This is a genomic window from Pedobacter sp. KH_004, assembly GCF_057840755.1.
The window spans coordinates 1055166-1077083 of record NZ_CM174519.1 but is presented as its reverse complement, the minus strand read 5'-3'; the positions used below and the strand labels follow the sequence as shown (position 1 = coordinate 1077083).

General features: G+C 41.7%; 18 protein-coding genes. 10 read left to right on the top strand and 8 right to left on the bottom strand.

What is annotated here, in order from left to right; genetic code table 11:
• Positions 1–163 precede the first annotated feature (163 nt).
• The gene (locus AC3ITD_RS04780; protein ID WP_489364464.1) at positions 164–850 is read right to left on the bottom strand and encodes a FadR/GntR family transcriptional regulator; all 687 of its coding nucleotides are present in this window, start codon (positions 848–850) and stop codon (positions 164–166) included.
• A 453-nt stretch (positions 851–1303) separates the two neighbouring features.
• Between AC3ITD_RS04780 and AC3ITD_RS04775 the strand changes: the two genes are divergently transcribed.
• The 3 genes from AC3ITD_RS04775 (at position 1304) to AC3ITD_RS04765 (ending at position 3578) form a co-directional block, all read left to right on the top strand.
• Positions 1304–2080 carry an HAD-IIA family hydrolase gene (locus AC3ITD_RS04775; RefSeq protein WP_489364462.1) on the top strand — a complete coding sequence of 259 codons (777 nt, stop codon included), beginning with the start codon at positions 1304–1306 and terminating at the stop codon, positions 2078–2080.
• A 119-nt stretch (positions 2081–2199) separates the two neighbouring features.
• Positions 2200–2787: a GDSL-type esterase/lipase family protein gene (locus AC3ITD_RS04770; RefSeq protein WP_489364460.1), complete on the top strand. Its 588-nt coding sequence runs from the start codon at positions 2200–2202 to the stop codon at positions 2785–2787.
• 62 nt (positions 2788–2849) lie between these two features.
• Positions 2850–3578, top strand: a complete 729-nt coding sequence (locus AC3ITD_RS04765) for an esterase family protein (protein WP_489364458.1) — start codon at positions 2850–2852, stop codon at positions 3576–3578.
• A gap of 283 nt (positions 3579–3861) precedes the next feature.
• Here AC3ITD_RS04765 and AC3ITD_RS04760 read toward each other — a convergent pair whose 3' ends face one another.
• The 7 genes from AC3ITD_RS04760 to AC3ITD_RS04730 all read right to left on the bottom strand — a co-directional run bounded on the left by AC3ITD_RS04760 (position 3862) and on the right by AC3ITD_RS04730 (position 12911).
• A complete protein-coding gene (locus tag AC3ITD_RS04760) occupies positions 3862–4866 on the bottom strand; it encodes a metallophosphoesterase (RefSeq protein WP_489364456.1) in 1005 nt (334 codons plus the stop codon).
• Positions 4867–4944: 78 nt separating this feature from the next.
• Positions 4945–6204, bottom strand: a complete 1260-nt coding sequence (gene ltrA, locus AC3ITD_RS04755) for a group II intron reverse transcriptase/maturase (RefSeq protein ID WP_489364454.1) — start codon at positions 6202–6204, stop codon at positions 4945–4947.
• Between the two features lie 3 nt (positions 6205–6207).
• Entirely contained in the window at positions 6208–6408 is a 201-nt protein-coding gene (locus AC3ITD_RS04750) for a hypothetical protein (RefSeq protein WP_489364452.1), read from the bottom strand.
• A 343-nt stretch (positions 6409–6751) separates the two neighbouring features.
• On the bottom strand, positions 6752–8272 hold the full coding sequence (locus tag AC3ITD_RS04745; RefSeq protein WP_489364450.1) for a RagB/SusD family nutrient uptake outer membrane protein: 1521 nt from the start codon (positions 8270–8272) through the stop codon (positions 6752–6754).
• A 15-nt stretch (positions 8273–8287) separates the two neighbouring features.
• Positions 8288–11281, bottom strand: coding sequence for a SusC/RagA family TonB-linked outer membrane protein (locus AC3ITD_RS04740; protein WP_489364448.1), 2994 nt, complete (start codon positions 11279–11281; stop codon positions 8288–8290).
• A gap of 27 nt (positions 11282–11308) precedes the next feature.
• Positions 11309–12337 (bottom strand): FecR family protein, encoded by a 1029-nt coding sequence (locus AC3ITD_RS04735; protein ID WP_489364446.1) that lies wholly within the window; start codon positions 12335–12337, stop codon positions 11309–11311.
• A 43-nt stretch (positions 12338–12380) separates the two neighbouring features.
• Positions 12381–12911: an RNA polymerase sigma factor gene (locus AC3ITD_RS04730; protein WP_489364444.1), complete on the bottom strand. Its 531-nt coding sequence runs from the start codon at positions 12909–12911 to the stop codon at positions 12381–12383.
• A gap of 449 nt (positions 12912–13360) precedes the next feature.
• Here AC3ITD_RS04730 and AC3ITD_RS04725 point away from each other — a divergent pair, with 449 nt between their 5' ends.
• The 7 genes from AC3ITD_RS04725 to AC3ITD_RS04695 all read left to right on the top strand — a co-directional run bounded on the left by AC3ITD_RS04725 (position 13361) and on the right by AC3ITD_RS04695 (position 21915).
• On the top strand, positions 13361–13531 hold the full coding sequence (locus AC3ITD_RS04725) for a hypothetical protein (protein ID WP_489364442.1): 171 nt from the start codon (positions 13361–13363) through the stop codon (positions 13529–13531).
• Between the two features lie 154 nt (positions 13532–13685).
• Positions 13686–14468: an AraC family transcriptional regulator gene (locus tag AC3ITD_RS04720; protein WP_489364440.1), complete on the top strand. Its 783-nt coding sequence runs from the start codon at positions 13686–13688 to the stop codon at positions 14466–14468.
• 67 nt (positions 14469–14535) lie between these two features.
• A complete protein-coding gene (locus tag AC3ITD_RS04715; RefSeq protein ID WP_489364438.1) occupies positions 14536–14991 on the top strand; it encodes a VOC family protein in 456 nt (151 codons plus the stop codon).
• 535 nt (positions 14992–15526) lie between these two features.
• On the top strand, positions 15527–16135 hold the full coding sequence (locus AC3ITD_RS04710) for an RNA polymerase sigma factor (RefSeq protein WP_489364436.1): 609 nt from the start codon (positions 15527–15529) through the stop codon (positions 16133–16135).
• A 63-nt stretch (positions 16136–16198) separates the two neighbouring features.
• Positions 16199–17161 carry a FecR family protein gene (locus AC3ITD_RS04705; RefSeq protein WP_489364434.1) on the top strand — a complete coding sequence of 321 codons (963 nt, stop codon included), beginning with the start codon at positions 16199–16201 and terminating at the stop codon, positions 17159–17161.
• 184 nt (positions 17162–17345) lie between these two features.
• On the top strand, positions 17346–20480 hold the full coding sequence (locus AC3ITD_RS04700) for a TonB-dependent receptor domain-containing protein (protein ID WP_489364432.1): 3135 nt from the start codon (positions 17346–17348) through the stop codon (positions 20478–20480).
• Positions 20481–20490: 10 nt separating this feature from the next.
• A complete protein-coding gene (locus AC3ITD_RS04695) occupies positions 20491–21915 on the top strand; it encodes a RagB/SusD family nutrient uptake outer membrane protein (RefSeq protein WP_489364430.1) in 1425 nt (474 codons plus the stop codon).
• The last annotated feature ends 3 nt before the right edge of the window (positions 21916–21918 follow it).

The following is a 21918-nucleotide window of genomic DNA, read 5'->3' as shown; positions in this document are numbered from 1 at the left end:
ATTTGGTAATTAGTCTTTATGTAGGACATATCAAATGTGAGAAGTATTCTTTATAATTCCAAATTGAATTAGTGTAACAAATTAATTATCAACCTGAATTAGTAAAAAAAAGCCCGTAAGTGAGGCTTACGGGCAATAAATTAATGTAATGATTAAACTAATTTTACTTGAGTCTATTAAAGTGGGGTTGCAAATGAGCTTGCATACCTTTTTTAAAATCATCAACTGAACCAGATTTTAAAATTTCTACAAGATCTAAATGGCTTACTAAGCCACGGGTTGGTTTCTGTTCAAGCGTTACGACATAATCAAAAATTGGCATCAGCATAATCTGAAATCTCTTCAGAGTATCGTTTCCCGACATCTCGTAAAGCTTTCCATGAAAAGCAATCTCATTTTTTATGCGAAATGAATGGTCATGGTTGATCTCTTTTTTGGCAATATTCTCTAGCTCCAATATATCCTTTGGCGTTTTTCGGATATATAAGAGGTCTGCTATTCCCATTTCCAATACCAAACGAAGTTCAAATATGTCCTGCAGGGTGCTGTTGTCGATAATTAGCGGGTCCAATACACGTTCAAAAGTCCCGAGTATGTCAGGTCTTGCCAGAACCATTCCCCGTTTCTTACGTGTTTCAATCATACCCAGCATTCTCAAACGGCTTAACGCTTCCCTGAGCACATTCCTGCTCACGCCTAGTGCTTCTGCAAGTTCGAGTTCTTTGGGGAGTGCGTCACCAGGCTTAAAGGATTTTCTTTTTAGATATTCCCTCAACTTCAATTCCACTACATCAGCCATGGTGTTTGAAATGATTGGCGGTAGATCCTTACTTAAATTACTTATATCCATAAACCTTTGCTAAGCCACAAAGCACAACATATGCCCTATTATGTAGTACAAATAAAATAATATTTAAATGAACCGCAAAACGGAATTTATTGCTGGCATGCTAATAACTTAAAATCTCAGCATTGATTGGACTCCCAATTTTCGATAAAAAAGGCTGGCATAGTACAATAGCTTTAAATATACCGATCAAAAAGCAAAAAATTATCCGAGGCTTAAAATACTCACCAATGTCATCTTGAATTACGTTATAATATATAGCGTATCATTCACCGTCTTAAAATTATCAAATCAACAATATATTATTGAATTAATATTAATATAAGATTAAGCACACTCCAAAAGATTGGTTTTACCGACTATTTCAACGGAAAATCCATTCGCCAATCGGCTGACAGAAAGGCTACCGCTTGATGAAAACAATAAAATCATTAGGTTTGCAAGAAAAAAAGGATCATGAAACAAGGACTTCTTATTGACATGGATGGAGTGATTTATAGTGGCGAAGCGCTGATTACGGGTGCGGACAAATTCATCAAACATCTTACTGAAGAAAACATTCCCTTCGCTTTCATGACCAATAACAGTCAGCGAACATCACTTGAAGTGGTAAGAAAACTTAAAGGGTTGGGCATCAAAGTTGAGGAAAGCCATGTTTATACCAGCGCAATGGCAACGGCAAAATTTCTGAGTGACCAAAGCCCTAAGGGCACCGCTTATGTACTTGGAGAAGGTGGCCTGCTGAGCAGCTTGCATGACCAGGGCATCACCCTGGTGAACACAGATCCTGAGTTTGTGGTACTTGGAGAAGGTAGAAATTTTACATTGGAAATGGTTCAGCGGGCAGTAGATATGATTCTTGCTGGGGCTAAATTCATCACTACAAACAGAGACCCTTCACCCAAAAAACCAGGTTGGAATAATTTAGGAATTGCGGCAACAACCGCGATGATTGAAGAGGCCACTGGAAGAAAAGCATTTGTTACCGGAAAACCAAGTCCGGTGATGATGCGTTCGGCAAGGAAATTTTTAGGTCTTGAAACCGGTGAAACCACAGTAATAGGCGATACCATGGAGACCGATATTCAAGGTGGGGTGCAAATGGGATACAAAACAATTCTGGTGCTATCGGGTATCTCCAGCAAAGACACCCTTGGACATTATGCTTTTAAACCTGATATGATTGCCAGCTCAGTAGATGAGATCAAATTTCCATTGTCCTGGTGGACATAAAAAATCATTAGTTTCTACGAAGCCTGATAACGTAATTGTGAAAAGCCTGCCAGATTTACGAATAACAAAAATAATGTTCAGCACCTACTGCGGCAACTTAAAAAACATATCTTCACTATATGTACTGGTATGAAGATGAAGTCCGGCATCTCGAAGAGATCCCGCAAGGAGGTAGAGAAGCACATTCCATCCTGTTTTACGGGAGCTCCTCTCTCCGTTTGTGGCATTCTTTAAAGATGGATTTTCCGACCGAAACGCCCTGCAATCTGGCATTCGGAGGCTCTACTTTGGCCGCATGTGTCTGGTTTTTCGACAGGATCATGGTGGGTTACAGACCTCAGGCTTTTGTTTTTTATGCAGGTGATAATGATCTGGGTGATGGCCGTAATCCGGAAGAGGTTTATATATTCTTTCTGCAATTAATGGTTAAGGTAGAAGCACGCTTTGGCAATGTGCCCTGTTATTTTATTTCCCTTAAGCCGAGTCTTTCCAGATGGCACATGGCAGAGCAATTCAAATACACAAATAATTTGATAGAAAGTGAGATCATCAAAAGAAGTGGGAACTGGCATTTTATCGATATCTTTAAGAAAATGCTTGACAGATCGGGAAAACCAGATCCGACATATTATGACCAGGATGGATTGCATTTAAGCCCGAAAGGTTACCAGTTGTGGAAGCTGCTCATTCAGCAGAAATTAGGCTAAGCATGATGATTTGTTAACTTTCAACTAACACAAAAACCACTATCTTCCCTAAACATTCAAACATGCACAGGGAATACCATAAATGGCATAGCGATCATTTGGGTCGCGAAATGGAACTGTTGATTTTCGGAACAGGCGGAAGGGCAGTACTTTTGTTTCCGACCAGAATAGCGAGATTTTATGATTATGAAAACTGGGGAATCATTCATGCACTTTCCAGTCAGATTAACAATGGAGAAATTCAACTTTTCTGTGTGGACAGTATCGATGGCGAAAGTTTCTACAACCATTCGGTCTTTCCTTCAGTCCGCATAGATAGACACTTACAGTATGAAGCCTACTTGCTCAATGAGGTTATTCCGCTGATCCATCAAAAAAACGGGTCTACCCGGCTGCAATCGGTTGGCTTTAGTATGGGCGCATATCATGCGGCAAATATTGCCTTGAAACATCCCCATCTTTTTAATAAAATCGTCGGGATCAGTGGCAGATATGATCTTACTCAATACATCCACCCATTTGGTGATCTGATGAGCGGATTCCGAAGTGACCAGGTTTACCACAACATGCCTATTCAATTTCTTCCGCATCTACACGACAGTGAGCAGCTCAACAACATGCATGCAATGGAAATTATTTTAGTTGTTGGCAAAGAGGACCCTTTTTTGGAAAGCAACAAATCCCTCAGTAATTTGCTTTGGGAAAAAGGGATAAACAATCAGTTCTATGTATGGGAAGAGGAAGCACATCGCCCCTATTATTGGCGAATAATGGCCCCATTATACATTTGAAAGGTATAAAATCCTCCTAAATTAATCTCCCTTTTTTTGGCTTTTATAAAAGCCTCCCTATCTAATCCAGAATATTGTCCAAAAATACCAAGAACAAAACAGAGTAACTAAATGCAGGTAGGAAAATAATTTTCATAATGATTTCATTTTTGGCAAAGAAAGAGCAGCGATGTTAAGTAAAAATTAATAAAAAAAAACAACCTATAAAGGAAGTAAAAAGCGCCCATACAACTAAGGCTGCCCAAAATTAGACAGCCTTAAATGAAATGATAAACAATTCTGGTTAAGCCTTCATCAAAGTTGTTTCATAAATATTTTTGCCTGTATGATCAATAATTTTCGCGTTTAATCGATTTTGATCAATAGAAAAATACATGAAACCATAATCTGAGGCTTCAAATTTACTATAAGATATTCCGCTGGTTACCGGCGTAATCTCAGAACCTGCACCCGATATAAACTGATGCGTCATTCCCGGAGTGACTAAATGTTGCAGCGAATGATCGTGACCGGAGAGATAAACATCAACCTGATTTTGCTCGAATATATCCTCAAGAACCTTTCTCACTGCCAGGGTATCATAATTTTTAATGCGGGGCCCTACCGTATAAATGGGATGATGCCCCATCACCATTTTCCATTTTACATCAGGACCAGCATTTTTCAACGTTTGATCCAGCCACTTCAACTGTTTTTCAGGCTGTTGATCCTGCACCCAGGGCTTGTACTGCTCACTCTGATGAAATTCAGGAATAAGCGGACACGTATCAATATAAACCATCAGCACCTTCCCACCACCTTTAATCGGCACTTCTTTTGAATAATAACGCGATGGCATTTTCCATCTCCGGCTAATTTTGCTGTACCTCACCTGTGCATCGGGATCAGAAATATAATCATGGTTACCTAAAATCGGATACCAATCCCATTGCAATGCAAAATCGGTATAGATATTTTCAAACGAATAATGCCAAAGTGGATCATGCTCGCTGGTGACGCCTTTTGGATAAAAATTATCGCCCAGAGAGATAATAAAATCATTGGGATTTTCAGTTGCCCACTTTCCCATTTGCCTGGCCACATGAACCTGATGATCAGCTCCGTTTCGGCCCCAATCCCCTACCGCCATAAAGTGTACGGGATAATCATCTTTTAATTCGTTACGTGGCGCAACATCCTCACTTTCCAGATGTGTTGTCACGTTTCCCGCAAGCGACTGCAATGGCGCCAGCATACCTGCACCAATTGCACCAAGGGCGGTTCCCTTTACAAAATCTCTTCTTTTCATCTATCAAGTAAACCCAGGTATTTCAACCTGAGATTCTCACAGAACCGTACGTGATGGTCTCCCATCATACGGCTCTTATTATCGTAATTCCATAGTGGGTCTCGAGCCAAATGTCCAATGTGCAAATGAGTTTGGCTTTCGTTTATGTAAACGCTTTATCCATTTTATCGCACTGGTCAAACTTACCCTTAACCCTTTGTATTTCCTGATTGCCCAGTTGGCCAGCTTTGCGTTAACCCTACGCAAAAAGTCTTTCAACTTAGTGCTATAGAACTTCCCGTAATAGTTGATCAAACCCTGCAATACCGGATTCATTTCTTTGGCAACTGCTTCTATCTCAATACCTGCAATTCGTAGTATTGGCATATTATTCAACTTTTCATTTATCGCTTTCATTGCTTTTGTACTTACTGCCGGAAGAAAGTTCGTAAAGCTGACGTTCCTCTTGGTGTTCAATGCCTGTCTGGGCTTGAATGTATAACCAAGGAAATCAAACGTTACGGCTTCATCCGTTTTCCCCCTGCGGTTAGTGTCCTTGCAATAGACAATTTTGGTCTTGTCTTCATGCATCTCCAAACCGCATTCCTTTAGCCGTTGCCCTAATGTTTCCTTCAAGTGGATGGCCTGTTCCTCTGTTCTGCAATGTATGACTGCATCATCGGCATAACGTTCAAAAGCATGCTCAGGGTAATTGGCTTTTAGCCACATATCCATTGCATAATGCAGGTAAAGATTTGAAAGAACCGGACCAATTACAGAACCTTGCGGAACTCCTTTAGTCCTCGGAACTACTGTCCCATCTTCCAGTTGTAAAGATGCCACTAACCATCTTTTGATGTATAGTACCATCCAATCCTCTTCTGTATACTTTTCAACTGCCAACATCAGCAAATCGTGCGGAATATTGTCGAAGAACCCTTTGATATCGACATCCAGTAACCAGTTGTATGCCCAGCACCTTTCACGTGCTTTGGCAACTGCCTGTAACGCTGATTTCTTTGGGCGGTAGCCGTAAGAGTCTTCATGGAATAAGTTGTCGACCACTTCTCCCAGTCTTGCTGCTACCACAGCCTGTCCAATCCGGTCGGTTATCGTGGGAATGCCCAATGGCCTTTTACCACCATCTTTCTTGGGGATCTCTACCAGCTTAATGGCAGGTGGCATGTAGCTACCAGAACTCATCTGGTTCCATAGTTTATAAAGGTATTTCTGGGATTGCATGTCAAATGCTTCCATACTCATCTTGTCTACACCCGCTGCGCCTTTGTTGGCTTTGATCTTCAAGTAGGCTTCCTGAACCGACTTTCTTGAAGTACAATATGGTTTTGGCCTGTACATCTTTTATACCTCCTGTAGTATTAACCTTGAACAGTTTCTATCAATGTACAGCGCCTGATAATGCCACTCCTTCGCTCCAGTCAAGTTTCCAAGACCATCACCACTACTACGGGTGGCTCTGCCCCCGTGGAAGGCATCGGTACTTTCGGCCTTGCGGGTTCTTCCGCTTGGACTTTTCCCTTCACATCCTCCCGACAGGTTCACAAGTTCCATCTGATTGCCTGTATAAAGCTCATGCTGCCTATACGCCGGATGCCACAGAGACGGTAAACAGGTCGTCCTCTCTGATGATAATAAAGTGATACTGTACTTTAGTTTTGACATCATCTAATCCTTTCGACGCCTCTTCGGCAGTTCATTTGCATTCATCTTCTTTATACTTAACTGACACCTTTAAGATGCCTTTTTCCTATGACGCTCACCACCAGGACACTTAATCCAAGCGGCTCAGAGGCGGTTTGGTACCTGCTCCTGTAAGCCGATACCGAGGGGACAGCCCTCATCAATCAGACAGCACTGATTTGCTAGCGCAAATCATTCATGTCGCTCAATATCCCGGGTTTTGTTTGAGGTTTTTGTTCAAAACCAGTTCTGTTGCCGGAATTGGAAAAATATCCCGGTAAGCACCTTCGTTACCGGCTTTAAATCCCCACTTGCCCTGGTATTTTCCAAAACGGATCAAATCATTGCGGCGCCATCCTTCCCATGCCAGTTCACGTCCGCGTTCCTCCAATATTCCATCCAAAGTAATGGTGGTCACTTCTGCTGCTTTCGCACGAACACGTACCCTGTTTACCAGTTTCACAGCTTCGGCCATTGATCCATTTGTTCTGAGCAAAGCCTCAGCTTTCAACAGGTAAACATCGGCCAACCTAAAAATTGGCATATCATTATTCTGAAACCTCGTGCTGCTGTTTGTATTCGGGTCTGGATAGAATTTAATCGAACGAACGCCCCTTGAAATACCATTTACTTCTGCACCCACATCCATGGTTTGATCATTGGTTAAAATGATCTCAGGAGTGAAATTTAATTGAGCCGAACCGTTCATGATCGGCGTAACACCGTCTGCCAGAAATTGCCGGCCCGCAAGCCATGTTGCATTCCGCACATCACCAGGGAGATTGAAGGTATCATAAAACTCTTTCAAAGTACATTGAGCATTACTCGGACTAAATGGAAGGTTATATTTTGCCCTAAGGGTACTGTGCAGCGTATAACGTGTTATGGCATTTCCGGCAGAATAATTGGCATCATAAATCGCAGCGAAAATAGTCTCTGTATTGGCACCGTTAGTTGGCGAAAACAAGGTATTGTAATCACTTACCAATGTCATCGAGGTGCCGTTGATGATTTTATCGCCGTAAGTAATCGATTCGGCATACATCGCTTTACCGATATATTGTTCTGCATTGACGTAGAGTTTTTGCAAAAGTGCATAAGCCATCCATTTGGTAGGGCGACCATAAAACTCTGCAGTTACGGTAGCGGGAGCTGATAAACCTTCAGAAACCGCCAGGAGTTCTTTTTCGATGAAAGCGAACACTTCTGCTTTGGTGGATTGTTTGGGAAGTTCTGCGGTGCCAAAACTGGTAATGGGCACATTTCCGAACATATCCATAATGTAGAAATAATACAAAGCCCTCATGGTTCTGATTTCATTCAGAAACTGAGTTTTGGTTGGACTGTCTACAGACTTCTCCAACAGATTCAATACTCGGTTACAATCGCTGATTCCGGCATAACCCCACTGCCATGCAGCCTGAACAATTGGCTGATCGGGTAACCAGTTGTGTTTATGTAAAGTCTGGTACCTGCCCTGATCATAATATCCACCGTTGCGGGCGGTAATAATAGCCTCTTCACTGGTCAGTTCATACATCCTCCAGATATCGACCCCGAAACCGGCATTAAATTTTTGATAGACAGTTCCTGTTGCCGCCACAAATGCATCTGGCGTCACCGGAAAATTTTCACTGGTCAACTGTGATTCCACAGCTACATCCAATTTTGTACAGGCAGTTAAGCTCAAAGCCATCAATGCCGCAGCTGTAATATATTTTTTCATCTCGATATCTAGATTTTATAAGTTGAAGTTTAGTCCAAAAATAGCTGAACGGGTTTTTGGGTAAAAGTTGCGGTAATCAATTCCTGGTGTCTGGCCGGCCATATTTATTTCGGGGTCTACACCTTTGTATTTGGTAATGATAAATAAATTGTTCCCTGATGCATAAAGACGCAGGCTTCTACTGCCTTTCATTTTGAAAGTATAACCTAAAGTGGCGTTATCCAAACGCAGGTAAGAGCCGCTTTCCAGGTAACGATCGGAAACAAACTGCGCTTTATCATCATTGATCGATTCACTAAGTGCTTCTTTGGCAATATTGGTTTGGAAAGCATAAATCGGAGCGGTCATGTCAGCTAATGTGGCATTCAGGATTTGATTGCCATAAACCCCACGGATGAAAAAATTGAAGTCGAACTGCTTATACCTGAATGTATTGTTCCAGCCATACAATAACTTTGGTTGTGCTGAACCGGTGACTTCAAAATTTTCAAAGCCGGTATTGGCTGTTGATGCATTTCCAGCCTTATCGTAAAACATCGATTTTCCGGCAGCATCTTTTCCTGCATATCTTAAGGTGTAAAAAGAACCCAAAGGCAATCCTTCTCTAATAATCTGATAACCCAATGCACCCGATTGCCCGCGTCCGCCTACATTTGCCGTGTAGAATTCGCTTGCTTGAAAGAGATCATTAGATATGGAAGTGATTTCATTCTTGTTGTGTGACAGGTTAATGGATGTGTTCCAACTGAAATTTTTGTTTTTAACAGGCGTTGTATTCAGGGTAAATTCGATACCCTTGTTAGTCATTGCACCAACATTTGCTGTTAACACATTAAATGGATATTGCGTTGTTGATACCGAATAAGGTGCAATTAGATCTGTTGTTTTTTTATTGTATACATCAACTGAACCATTCAACTTATTTTTGAAGAGACCGAAATCCAAACCAACGTTCAGGGTAGCGGTTCGTTCCCATTTTAAATTTGGATTATCATTTTGGGTCGGACCGATTGCTGTTAACCACTTTCCGTTTGAGTAAAAATAAGATCCACTTTGTGCCCCATATATCAGCCTTGCTGTGTAAGCATCGAAACCTATGGAATTTCCGGAAACGCCATAGCCCCCACGCAATTTCAGGTTATCAATAAAAGTTACGTTTTCCATAAAGGCCTCCCGATCAATGTTCCATCCGGCAGAAACTGAAGGAAACATTCCCCATCTGTTATTGATACCAAATGCTGAAGATCCATCTCTACGAATAGTAGCCTGCAATAGGTATTTTCCCTTGTAATTATATATCGCCCTACCGTAAAAAGATATCAAACGAAGTGTTGAAATGTAATTATTTCCATAATTTACCACGGTTGAACCATTCCCATTGCTTAGCCCCAGGTTGTTCCATAACAGATCATCTGAAACGAAGTTTTGCCCGGAGGTTTGAAAACCATCGCCATTTCGGTTTTCCTGCCAGGAGTATCCTGCCAGCAATTTGAGATTGTGATCTCCAAAGCTTTTATCATAATTGAAATATCCCTCGAAAACTTTCTGAGTGTTTTTTACCGACGAACGTTCGGCATATCCATTGAAACCTTGTTTTAACATAGAAAACCTGTTATTGTAAAGGTTTTCGCTGATCTGTTCACTTTGAACGGAAACCATGGCGTTGAAATCCAATCCGTTTAAAATATTGGCTTTAAGGTTTCCGTTGATCAGATAGAGATTAGTTTTTCCCTGAAAAGTATTGTTTTCCAATAAAGCCACGGGATTGTAGTATCCTCCGGTGCCTGTAGTTCGGCTGGGGTCTTCATAAAAGCTTCCGTCAGCTTTTCTTACTCCGACAGTGGGCAGATAGGTAAACATGTTGTTGTAGACCTGGCTTGCGATTCTATCATTTGTAGTACTGCTATTGGTTAAGTTTAAATTTATCTTCAGGCGGTTATCAAATAATCTCTGCTCCATATTTGCCCTGGCAATAAAACGTTCCATAGCTGAGGTTTTGATAATCCCCTGATTATCAAAATAGTTTAAACTTGCGCCGTAAGAAGAATTCTCTCCGCCACCGTTGAAGTTTAAATTGTGATTCTGTGAAATGCCCGTTCTGGTTACCTCATCCAACCAGTGCGTATTGCTGCCGTCATCACTGATCTTATCCAGAACTTTTCCATTATCACGAAGATAGCTTCTTAGTTCATCGCCGGTGGCCATACCGATGCTATTGGAAATAGTTTCGCTGGCCGCGTAAGCACTGTAAGATAGCTTGCCAAGTCCTTTTCCTGAATTTCTGGTGTTCACCATAATCACACCATTTGCCGCTCTGGAACCATAAATCGCAGTTGATGAGGCATCTTTTAAAACTTCCATACTGATGATATCATCCGGAGCGACCAAATCGATCGAAGCGCCCGGTACGCCATCTATTACATAAAAAGGTTCCTGTGCACCCTCTCTAAAACTCGAAGGGCCACGCAGGATAACAGCAGGCTTATCAGTTGGATTACCACTTCTGGTAATGTTCAGTCCTGCCACCTTTCCCTGGAGCAACTGCCCCGGAGAACTCACCACTCCACGGTTAAACTCATCAGGCTTAATAGAAGTTACGGCACCTGTTATCTCATTTCTTTTACTTTTTCCGTAACCGATTACGACTTCCTGCAGATCGTTAGATGCCTCTTTGAGTTTTATACTCAAGGCGATCTGCTGTCCGCTGGCGAGCATATAACCTGAGAGCGTATCAGATCTAAAGCCGATCGAGCTGAAAATGAAACGATATGGTCCACCTGTAGCCAGATTTGAAAAACTGAACAAACCTGTACCCGATGACGTGGTAACTGTAGATTTACGGGTTTTTTCATGTTCTGCTTTAATGGTTACCCCCGGAATACCCTGCCCGGACATATCCAGAACCATTCCTTTTACAGGCAGCTCCTGCGCTAAGAGGGGACTTGCCCAACCTATCATGGCCAGGCATAGCATACGTTTTAGCATTTTTAATTTTGTTGAGTACATCATAATTTGTCTGGATGCTTTTTGATTTTATTATTTGGATCTTTTGATAAAAAATTCTTTGTCAGAGATTTTACTGAATGTCATATTGTTGATCAGGCATATTACTTTAAGAATATCCTCTGGTTGGTCTTTAACCGTATCAACATTTCCCGTGAAGGTGATATTGTTGATCTCATTCTGGTCTGCAGTGATGCTGATTCCATAGGCAACATGCAACTGATCGAAAACTTTTGATAGTTGAATATTTTTCATTATGATGAGATTGCCATCATGTTTGAGGATTTCTGGTGCTGTTTCAGCTATCTTTAAAGGCTTAATAATTTTTGTTGTCGCTGAAATCGGGTCATAGACCAAGGTGCTACCAGCATTGGAGAGATACATCAGTCGCGTTTTGGCTTCGCTATTGGCCACTACAATTTTGCCTGTATGTAGCCTCACTGAAATGCGGGATCCCAGCGTATTTATGGTAAATGAGGTTCCGAGCGCAGTGGTTTTCAAGGCTCCCGAATACACGCTGAATGGTCTGGCGATATCTCGTTTTACCTTAAATCTGGCTTTCCCATGGAGATAAACATTTCGAAATTTCTGATCAAATGCCCTTTTAAACTTTATTGTTGAGCGTGGATAGATGCTCACAAAGGAGTAATCCGGTAACTGATAGCTTAGAATCTTAGTGGATGGGTTGCTGATTGTCTTCCAGGTATTCGCCGATTTTATTGCGCTGGTTCCTGTTTTCTTAACAGGAAGATTAGCTGTTCGCTCATTGCTCCCATTATTCAGACCAACGTATAAACTGAAGCCTAATAAAATAGTTACGCAGGCTGCAGATGCATATCGCGTCAATTTGACCAGGCGGATTCGTTTAAGAGTTTTGTTGTACTGACTCACTGAGATATGGCTCAACACTGAACGGTACATCTCTTCTGACTTGGCTGCCGGGATTTCTTCTTTTGAATCGAAAGACTGCCACTCCTGATCACTAAAATTTTCCTGGATAAACGTACTGCTGTCTGGCTTTCGTTTTCGTCCCTTGTTTGGCTTCATACTATAATTACGCATGCCACCGGGTTATCCCTTACGGGTTAACAATAACTTAATATTGCTACATCAGAATGGTAAACATATAGTGCTTTAACCGGGAGAGTACTTTACCGATATGACTCTCTACAGTTTTTGCGGAGATACCGAGCATCTCCGCAATCTCCAGGTATGAGAGTCCATTATCGCGGCTCAGTGTGAAAACCATCTTTCGCATGGGAGGCATAGCTTCTATTTCCTTCTCAAAGTGTTTCAACATATCCTTGCTCTCGATCATCTTCATCAGATTATCGGTAAATGGATACTGACTGGATTGGGTATTGTATTTCAATCTGGTGGCCTCTTTACGAAGCTCATCAATCATTACCTGCCTGGCCATACCAAAAAGTTGTACGTTCAGCGAAACGACTTCACTTAAGGTACTTCTCTTTTCCCATAACCGGATAAAGCAAAGCTGAACAACCTCCGTGGCAATGTATTCTGATTGAGTTTTCTTAAAAACGAATTGATAAATCTGGCCATGATAGCGGGTGTAGGCCTCATTAAAAGCCGACAGCTCACCTGCCTTGATTTCGTATATCTTATCCTGGTCCATTGAAGGCACAAAACTAGGTGCTTAGATCTTATCGTATTTTAAGTTAATATTATCAATGTGTGAAGTATAGGCCGAGACAGTTGTTAGAAAATGATCTTAATCGGAAATATACTCTTATCCGAAATTCCATCTAAAAAAAATGAATCGAAGCACACTCAGCGCATTCATCGCCATGATCCTCCCCGCAAGAACCAATTACAACCCATTAGAAATAACGTCTACCTTTATTTCAAAACTTTTTTCAGGTTATAATTTGTCCTTAAAAGCATTATTAACTTACTGGGTTTGTTTATTTCCGAGAACATACATGCTGATAAGCAACAAGAAAATGATAAAAAATTTGACTTTTTTAGTCAAAATGTCAGTTAAAAGAAATATTGTGAACCAGATCCAACCCAAGGGAAACTTTGGTCTAATCTTTGAAAACTTATCATTCAAAACATGCCCGAATGAAAAAGTTCATCCCATTTCTATCTGCCATCGCTATTTCTATGGTTGCGATTCTATCTTCATTAACCTATAGCGAACCTGAGCTGGGTATTTCTACGGCTATATTAGCCTGGACAGGTTGCTTATGGATCGTCTCTGGAAAAAAGGAATTCGAAAGTTGCTTCTCTTGACGCTTACCATCGCCGACCGAAAGTAAATTATTGTTAACTGATAGGCATGTCAGAAGCGGATTGCTGAATCCTTATATCTATTATTTGCATTATATTTACATGATGTCGTTAACGAGATAATCAAAGGATGCCAATAAATCTACGATCATTATTTGTGCCGGTCCAGCCTACGGTAAAACAATCTTCAGACAGGGTTAGTTATCATGAATTTCTCCCTCATCCTGACTTGCAGGATTATATTTATTGCTATTGGCAATTAAGTGCTCCGGAATCCCTGGAAAAGGATTTTATTTATCGGGTGGTATCCGACGGCTGTATCGATATATTCTTCGACCTAAATATTCCACAGGAGAACTTTGTGATGGGCTTCTGTAAACAACACACAGAATTTCAGCTTGAAAATAGTTTCAATTATATAGGGATACGCTTTTTGCCAACTGCGTTTCCACGGATATTTAACGTCAGTGCCAGTGAACTGAGTAACCGTTCACAGTATCTCAACGCCGTTGTACCTGAAACCGCTGCATTTATAGCCTCCAATTTTCACAGTGCTTTGCAAATGCTGCAAATCCATGAACTTCTGGACACCCATTTTATCCAACTGTTAAAAGACATCGCTATTAAACCGGACGCCCGTCTTTACGATGCTATCGCTATCATCCTTAAAAACCATGGTGTAGTCAATGTAGAGAAGGAGCTCGACACAGGGATAAGTCTAAGACAATTGCGCCGGCTTTTTGGATTTTATATCTGTACTACCGCTAAGACCTTTAGTAAAGTAGTGCGGTTTCAGAATATGCTTTGTCCTAAGCCTTCTACACAGCGTTCGCTGGAAAATAAACTTTTTTATGGTGCCGGATATTACGATCAGGCGCACTTCATCAAGGAATTCAAAAACCTTTATGGCCTTACTCCGGGAAAGGCCCTTGAGAGATAGTTGTCCGATTTTTACAATGCTACTTTAAAACAAGTGTGCAACTTTGCCCATAACAAAGTGTATCACTGTGAAAAAGTTATTAATTGTATTGACCCTGATCTGTACGGCATTTGTGGTTGATGCACAGACTAAAAAAGTAAAGAAGATGAAATTGAACGCAGGTATTATCACCACCAAGCTGGCTGAAAGCAAGGCTTTTTACACCGGCATGTTAGGCTTCGGCGTAACTTTTGAAAATGAGTTTTATTTGTTGTTGCATGCCCCGGACGGCAGCAGTGAGATAAGCTTTCTGCTACCTCACCACCCCTCGCAGCAATCCCTGTTTCACAAACCTTTCAAAGGAGAGGGTATATATTTGACCATAGAGGTTGATGATGTGGAAAGTATTTACAGAGAAGTTAAAAAGAAAGGAGTAGCGATCAAGATCGAACTCCGTGATGAGCCATGGGGAGACCGGCACTTTGCCATCTCAGATCCCAATGGCGTCAATATCGACATTGTGAAGTACCAAGAACAGAAATAGCGTCCGAATACCTATTGACACTTGATCAATTGGTGAATGATGTTCTGCTTTTGGTTTGCTAATTATACTAAAGATAATTTTAAAATTTAATTGAGGATCCTTCTGAATGACCGAAGCTATAGCACCGCTTTATCTGTTAATAAGTAAGAGGCAAAACATACCCGCCAAAAACCTTTAGAGTATCTTTTTAATTCACCTGATTGAATTGGAATTTGAGTCCCACAGAAATAAGGCTGTATTATGATCAGTGGCTGCAAAAACCGTTGCAGCCACTATTAACAAAATGAGAAAAAAACGAAAAGCTGCAAAATCCATTGCAGCTTCTTCACTAACTAACCAAATTTAATATAAACCATAATATTTACGTACCAAAGCTAAAACCTCGATGTAAACATGGCTTTATTAAGCTGTAAAATCTTTCTTAAATAAACTTCTGGTGAGAAATGGATTTCCCAGAATCTAATACGCTATCATGCGTGGAGTTCACTTTACCTTAATCATAACTTCACAGGCTGAGCATAATTTTGCAGCTGTTATGAAGTCTTACTCTGATCATAGTTTATTTGAATTGGTTAAAAAAGATAATCACCTGGCTTACACCTTTCTGATTGACCGGTATTGGGAGAACCTCTACAGACATATTTATCAGAAGATCAGAAATGAGGAAGACGCCAGGGACATTGTACAGGATATTTTCCTCAGCCTTTGGAAAAACAGATCAGAAATCAATTCAGAAGAGAAAACCAGCCTTGCACCCTATTTGTTCACCGCTGCTAAGTATGCGGTTATCAATCGTTTTTCCCGTTCTAATATCATTATTGCTGACGAAGAGATGCTGGAAAAAAGCCTCAATCTGGTTTCAAGCACAAAAACTGATGAACAACTTCTTACCAAGGAACTAAGAGGGATCGTGGACCACGAGGTGAATAAATTACCAGATCGTCTTCAGATGCCTTACCGAATGAGTAGAGAAGAGCAGCTATCAATCCGTGAAATTGCACTTAAACTTTCCCTCTCAGAACAGACCGTAAAAAACAATATCAGTACTGCCCTCCATATTGTTCGCACTAGGGTGGGCAAATATAACGCTGAGCCATCTTTTCAATTGATTCTGGCCATCACCGCATTTTTGCATCATAAATAGTTAATGTTTTGATAACCTTGACTTAAAGTACCTCTTGCTATTTCTGTGATATCTATTATAACAATGTCACACACAAACAAAGAAAGCGGTTTAAAACATCTGCTAGAAAAGTATCTGCAAGGCCAGTGCAGCGTTAAAGAAAATCAGGCTATAGAAGACTGGTATGATCAACTGGGAAAAGGAGATCACAAGGTCCCCCCTCTGGAATCTTCCAAACGGAAAGCTGAACTGAAGCTGGAGATTAAGCAATATCTAATCAACCGGATAGTAGATAGAACAACACGAAAGAGGGCGTTTCAATACATTAAATATGCAGCAATTTTCCTTTTGCTGATTGGAGGAGCATTGATTGGCCGTAATGTTACTATCAACAGTAAAAAAGACAGGCACGATATTATTTTTGAATCGAGCGATAAAACCGCAAAACTGATCACCCTCAAAGACGGATCTTCAGTACTGCTCAACGTAGGGAGCAGCCTTACTGTTTCAAAAGACTTTGGCGACAGCATTCGCCAAGTCAGGCTTACGGGTGAAGCCTTCTTTGAAATTGCAAAAGATACCAAACATCCTTTCATTGTACAAGCCGGAAAACTGAAAACAAGGGTTCTTGGCACATCATTCAATATCAATGCCTATGAAGATCTCGACCAGATCAAAGTTGGCGTACTGACAGGCAAAGTTCAGGTTTCAACAGCCGATGGGCTATTGGCCAGTGGAATGACCAAAGGAAAAGTACTATTTTTTAATAAAAACTCCGGAACGACAACACTTAAAACTGAACAAACTGATTACATCGCGATCTGGCGTGACAGTAAGCTCAACATCGAAAGCGCCACAATCAGAGAAATTGCCAGCCAGCTTCAACGATACTACCATGTAAAGGTAAATTATGATAATAGCTTCGACAATGAAAAACGTTACAGCATCCGCTTTGACCGGGAACCCGCTGACCGGGTTATGGAGATCCTATCCATACTAACCAAAAAGAAATTTACTTATAAAAGCAATCAAATTACCATCAAATAAGCCGTTATGTAAAATCAACCGTAAAAAAGCCGGAAATGCGCTAACACTTCCGGTCTTATCTGAGCATTGAAGCAATGCTCAATAGTTCCAATGAATTCTTCAAAAACATTAAAAACTTATTTCAAATATGCAAAAATATTATCCGGGCACCAAACACCCGAAATGGTTACTTTTTAATTTAAAAATGAAACTCACACTTGTACTGCTCTTTCTCTCGAATGCTTTGCTATATGCTGAAACCAGCTTAGGGCAATCGATGAGCGAAATCAAAATCGATCTATCGGCAAAAAACTTGTCTATGAGAAAATTCCTTGATCTGATAGAGAAACGAACTCCGTTTGTTTTCGGTTACGAAAGCGAACTAGCTAATGTACATACCTACAGCATCGAGGCGAAGCAACAATCCGTAGCGGAGATCCTAAGGCAGTTGACAAAAGGCAGAAACATCAAAATCAGCCAGATTAGTGATAAATATATCCTGATCAACGCCCAGAAAAATTTCCCTCCGATGATCATTTCCGGCATTGTTACTGATAAGCGGACCGGTGAAACGCTTCCCGGCATCAGCATCAAACTTAAGGGATCTTCATCCGCAACCCAGACTGATAGCAAAGGTGCTTACAAACTCTCCATCCCAAATAACCAGGACGAGGTAGTTATAGAAGCCAGGTCAATCGGCTATAAAACAAGAGAATTTAAGGTCGCCCGAAATAGTACGGCACCTATCCTCAACATACAGTTGGAGGAAGACCTTTTAGGCCTCGACGAAGTAGTGGTAACCGGACAGGGGATCGATGTGAGCAAACGCAGGTTATCATCGAATGTGGTAAGTATTTCGGAAAAAGACCTTCGGGATATTCCGGCCTCAAGGATTGATCAGCTATTACAGGCGAAATTACCAAATGCACAGATCCGTCTGACCGGTGGTCAGGCTGGCGCCACCTCAATTATCAGGTCAAGGGGAGTCAATTCTGCGTTTATCAGTTCCACACCCATCATCTATGTTGATGGCGTTCGAATGGACAACTTGAACACCAGGGCTGCGTTGGGCGGCGGAAGTGCTTCTGGTGCGGCCATCAGCTCTATTGCAGATATTCCAATGGACAATATTGAGAAAATAGAATTTGTAAACGGAGGCGCTGCAACTACGCTTTATGGATCGGATGCTGCTAACGGCGTTATACAGATTATTACAAAAAAAGGTGGTGCGGATAAAACCGATGTTACCCTGGAAACCCAGATCGGACTGGAAACCCCCACAACAGACTTTCTTTATTTTAAAAGAACTAAAGATCTGCTCATGCAGAACGGATTATACCAGAAACACAACCTGGCCTTAAATGGTGGTGACGGTAAATTTGGCTATAGTTTTTCTGGTGGTTTGCAGAACAGCTCTGGAACACAGATTTATAACCAGAACAGCAATCGCAGAATAGACTTACGAACCGGCCTCAGGGCATCGCTAGGTACCAAAGTGACTTATGAAAGCTCGTTCAGCTTTATTAACAACAAATATAAAAGATCAAGGAACGGTAACCAAGGAGGATATACCGGATTATGGTTTGCCGAAAGCGGTGCCTCTTCCATTACAGGGCCAAGGTTCAAAAGTGATATAGACGCAATGAGCGACGAAGAATATGCAGCCATCAAGGGTTTTGTGGATCAGGCAGAAGCACTGCAAGATAACGGAATTAATGTCAACAGATTCCAAACCTCTCAGGTTTTTAAATACCAACCCATGAAAAACCTAACTTTCAAAGCCACGGGCGGTATTGATTATCGTACGCAAAGACAACAGATTATCACAACCAACCAATACCTGTCTCATACCACGAATACGGCCATCACCAACCAGGGAAGTATCGACAACTTCGATAGAAACTACCTTGGCCTGACCTTTGAGTTCAATGGTCAGCATGAGGCAAAAGTGGGTGACTTCTCATTTATCACTACCGCCGGCGGTCAGTTCTTTAGAAACGAAGACCATCAGATACAATACACGGGAACCAACATTAGGGACGGGGCACAGACCATTAGCATAGCGGCTAACCGTACAGGAGATGAATATTATTCTGCGGTGACCAGTTATGGGATTTATCTTCAGGAGAATGCAGGCTACAAAAACAAATTATTTCTGGATCTGGGTCTACGGGGAGATGAGAATTCGGCATTTGGTAAAAACATTGGCATTCAGTATTATCCAAAAATCGGCTTATCATATATTCCGAGTGCAGAACCCTACTTCCAGCCAATATCTAAAATTTTGTCTTCAGCCAAGGTGCGTGGAAATTACGGTATTGCCGGAAACTTCCCAACCCCATTTGCAAACGAACGCACCATTGCTTTCGTCGGCTTTAATGGTGAACAGGCCGCCTCTTTTGGACAGGCCGGAAATGCTGATCTGAAACCGGAAAAAACAACCACCATTGAGGCGGGTGTTGACCTTGGTTTTTTAGACGACAGGATCATTTTATCAGCAGGTTTCTATCATTCCATTACCAATGACGCCTTATTTGTGGTGCCACCTGCGCCATCTACCGGCGAAACAAGCCAGTTGCAGAACACTGGTCGCATTTTAAACAGAGGCCTGGAGTTCAATACGGTATTAACGCCAATTAAAACAGCAAGTACCAGCCTAAGATTCAACCTATCGGTTAACACCCTTTACAATAAGGTGATCAGTTCAGGGGGAGCAGCGCCGTTCAATATCAACGGTTTTAGCGCCAGGACTGTACAGACTGTAGTGCAGGAAGGTGAACCTGTTGGATTCATAAGGGGGAATTACGGTGTATTTAATGAACAAGGCTTACTGATCAGCACAACCGCACAGCAGCCACTTGGAACCACTATTCCTGATCTTTTTGGAAGTATGGGGATGAATTTCCAGTACAGATCTTTCAATCTATTCGCTAATGCGGATTATCAGAAAGGCGCCTATGCCGTTTCTTTCGATAGACAGTTCAGATTCAACTATGGTACTTCGACCGAAGGGATTCCTCAGGCGGAAATAGATAAAAGCGGAAGAACCAGATGGCTTGATGTGACCAATAGGTTTGTGGAGAAAACCGACTACATTAAGATCAGGACTATTGGCGTTGGCTATAATTTTAAACCAGAAGCTTGGAAAAAGGTCGTGAAAAGTATCAACATTGGATTTTCCGTAGTCAATCCACTCAACTTCTCAGCTTCAAGTTTTGATCCTGAGGCCACAATCAGTGGCAGTTCACAAGGACAGAATGGTGCAACAACCGGAGGCGTTTCTTATGCCACCTATTCTGCACCAAGACAATTCATCGGCACACTCAGGGTAAATTTTTAACAATAAGAGAATGAAAACATATATCAGAAATTTTTGCCTGGCAGCCATTGGCTGTATGGGCCTACTTGGCTGCGCCAAGGATAATCCCAATATTACGGATGACGTTTATTTAACGACTACGAATGTATCTACCACCTGGTTGACCGGAATGAGGCGCCAAATGGCATTGACCTTGAATCAGGTTATCCCGAATACCGAGTTGGTGTCAGACAATTACTTCAACAACAGAACGCTGAGCAATAAAGTATTTGACATCCCACAGATCGATAATTTTGATCTTGATGTGAACACGTTACAATCTGCCATCCAGCGTTTACGTGAAATGGCCGAATACGGACTCACCACTGTTGCAGCGACGGATCAGGCAACAACAAATCTGCAAAAAGCGGAAATGCACTTTATCTATGCCTATGCGCATCTGCTCAGCGGTGAACTTTTTGTAGGTTTACCAGGCACAGCTAAAGGACCAGTTCTTAGTCCGGCGGAGCACTTTGCCAAGGCCCTCACAGAACTAGACCAGGCCATTGCGCTGCAGAGCAATGCTACAGAAAAGCTTATTTACACCCTTTTTAAAGCCAGAGTATATTATAATCTGGGCGATGCACAGCAGGCAAGAACATTCGCAACAGCAGCGATGGCAAACCCGCTATTGTTAAAACAGCAGGCATTTGACGGGCAAAACGGTGCTGCAAATACTTTCCAGACTTATATATTTTCTTCCACCACCAATGAATTTGCCCCACTCCCACGCCTTGATTTTCTTGATCCAAAATATTATCATACCGGAACCATTGCACTCGATCAGAAGCCGATCAGCTACATCAAAGCAGAAGAAGCATACCTCATCTTGGCAGAGATCCAGGCTTCAGTAAACGACCTCCCCGGCAGCAAAACAACACTAAAAAACCTGTTAACTGAAGTCATTGCCAAACGTCCGATCATATCGATCAGTGATGCGAATGAAACCCGTAATGGTGGAAACCGGAACGATTATCCGTTAACCGCGGCAAGAGTAAAATTTGATGAAACGGATGCTGAACGTAGCGGATATGTACTCAACAGGAAAGCCGGAAATGTCACCGTCTACCAGGTCTCAGGAACTAAAGTAACGCCGACCGATATCGATGCTGCTGCCACACAGGATGCGTTGCTATATACCATATACCGGATGCGACAGGAAATATTTTTCGCGGAGGGCAGAAGAATGACTGATCTGGGAATCAAGTTTCCTGTTTCACAAACCGAACAGCTGAACAATCCGAACGTCAAAGGCGCTCATCTCAGTGCACAGATCCCAACTTTCATCCCGCTTAATCGAGGGATGGATGACTTTATAAACAATGCTGCAGCCGGTGTTGTAACCATGAAGTATGACATGAACAAAGTTTTGGTGAGCAATAAAACTGCAAAAGAAATCTTCCCTTTCATCAATTAACAC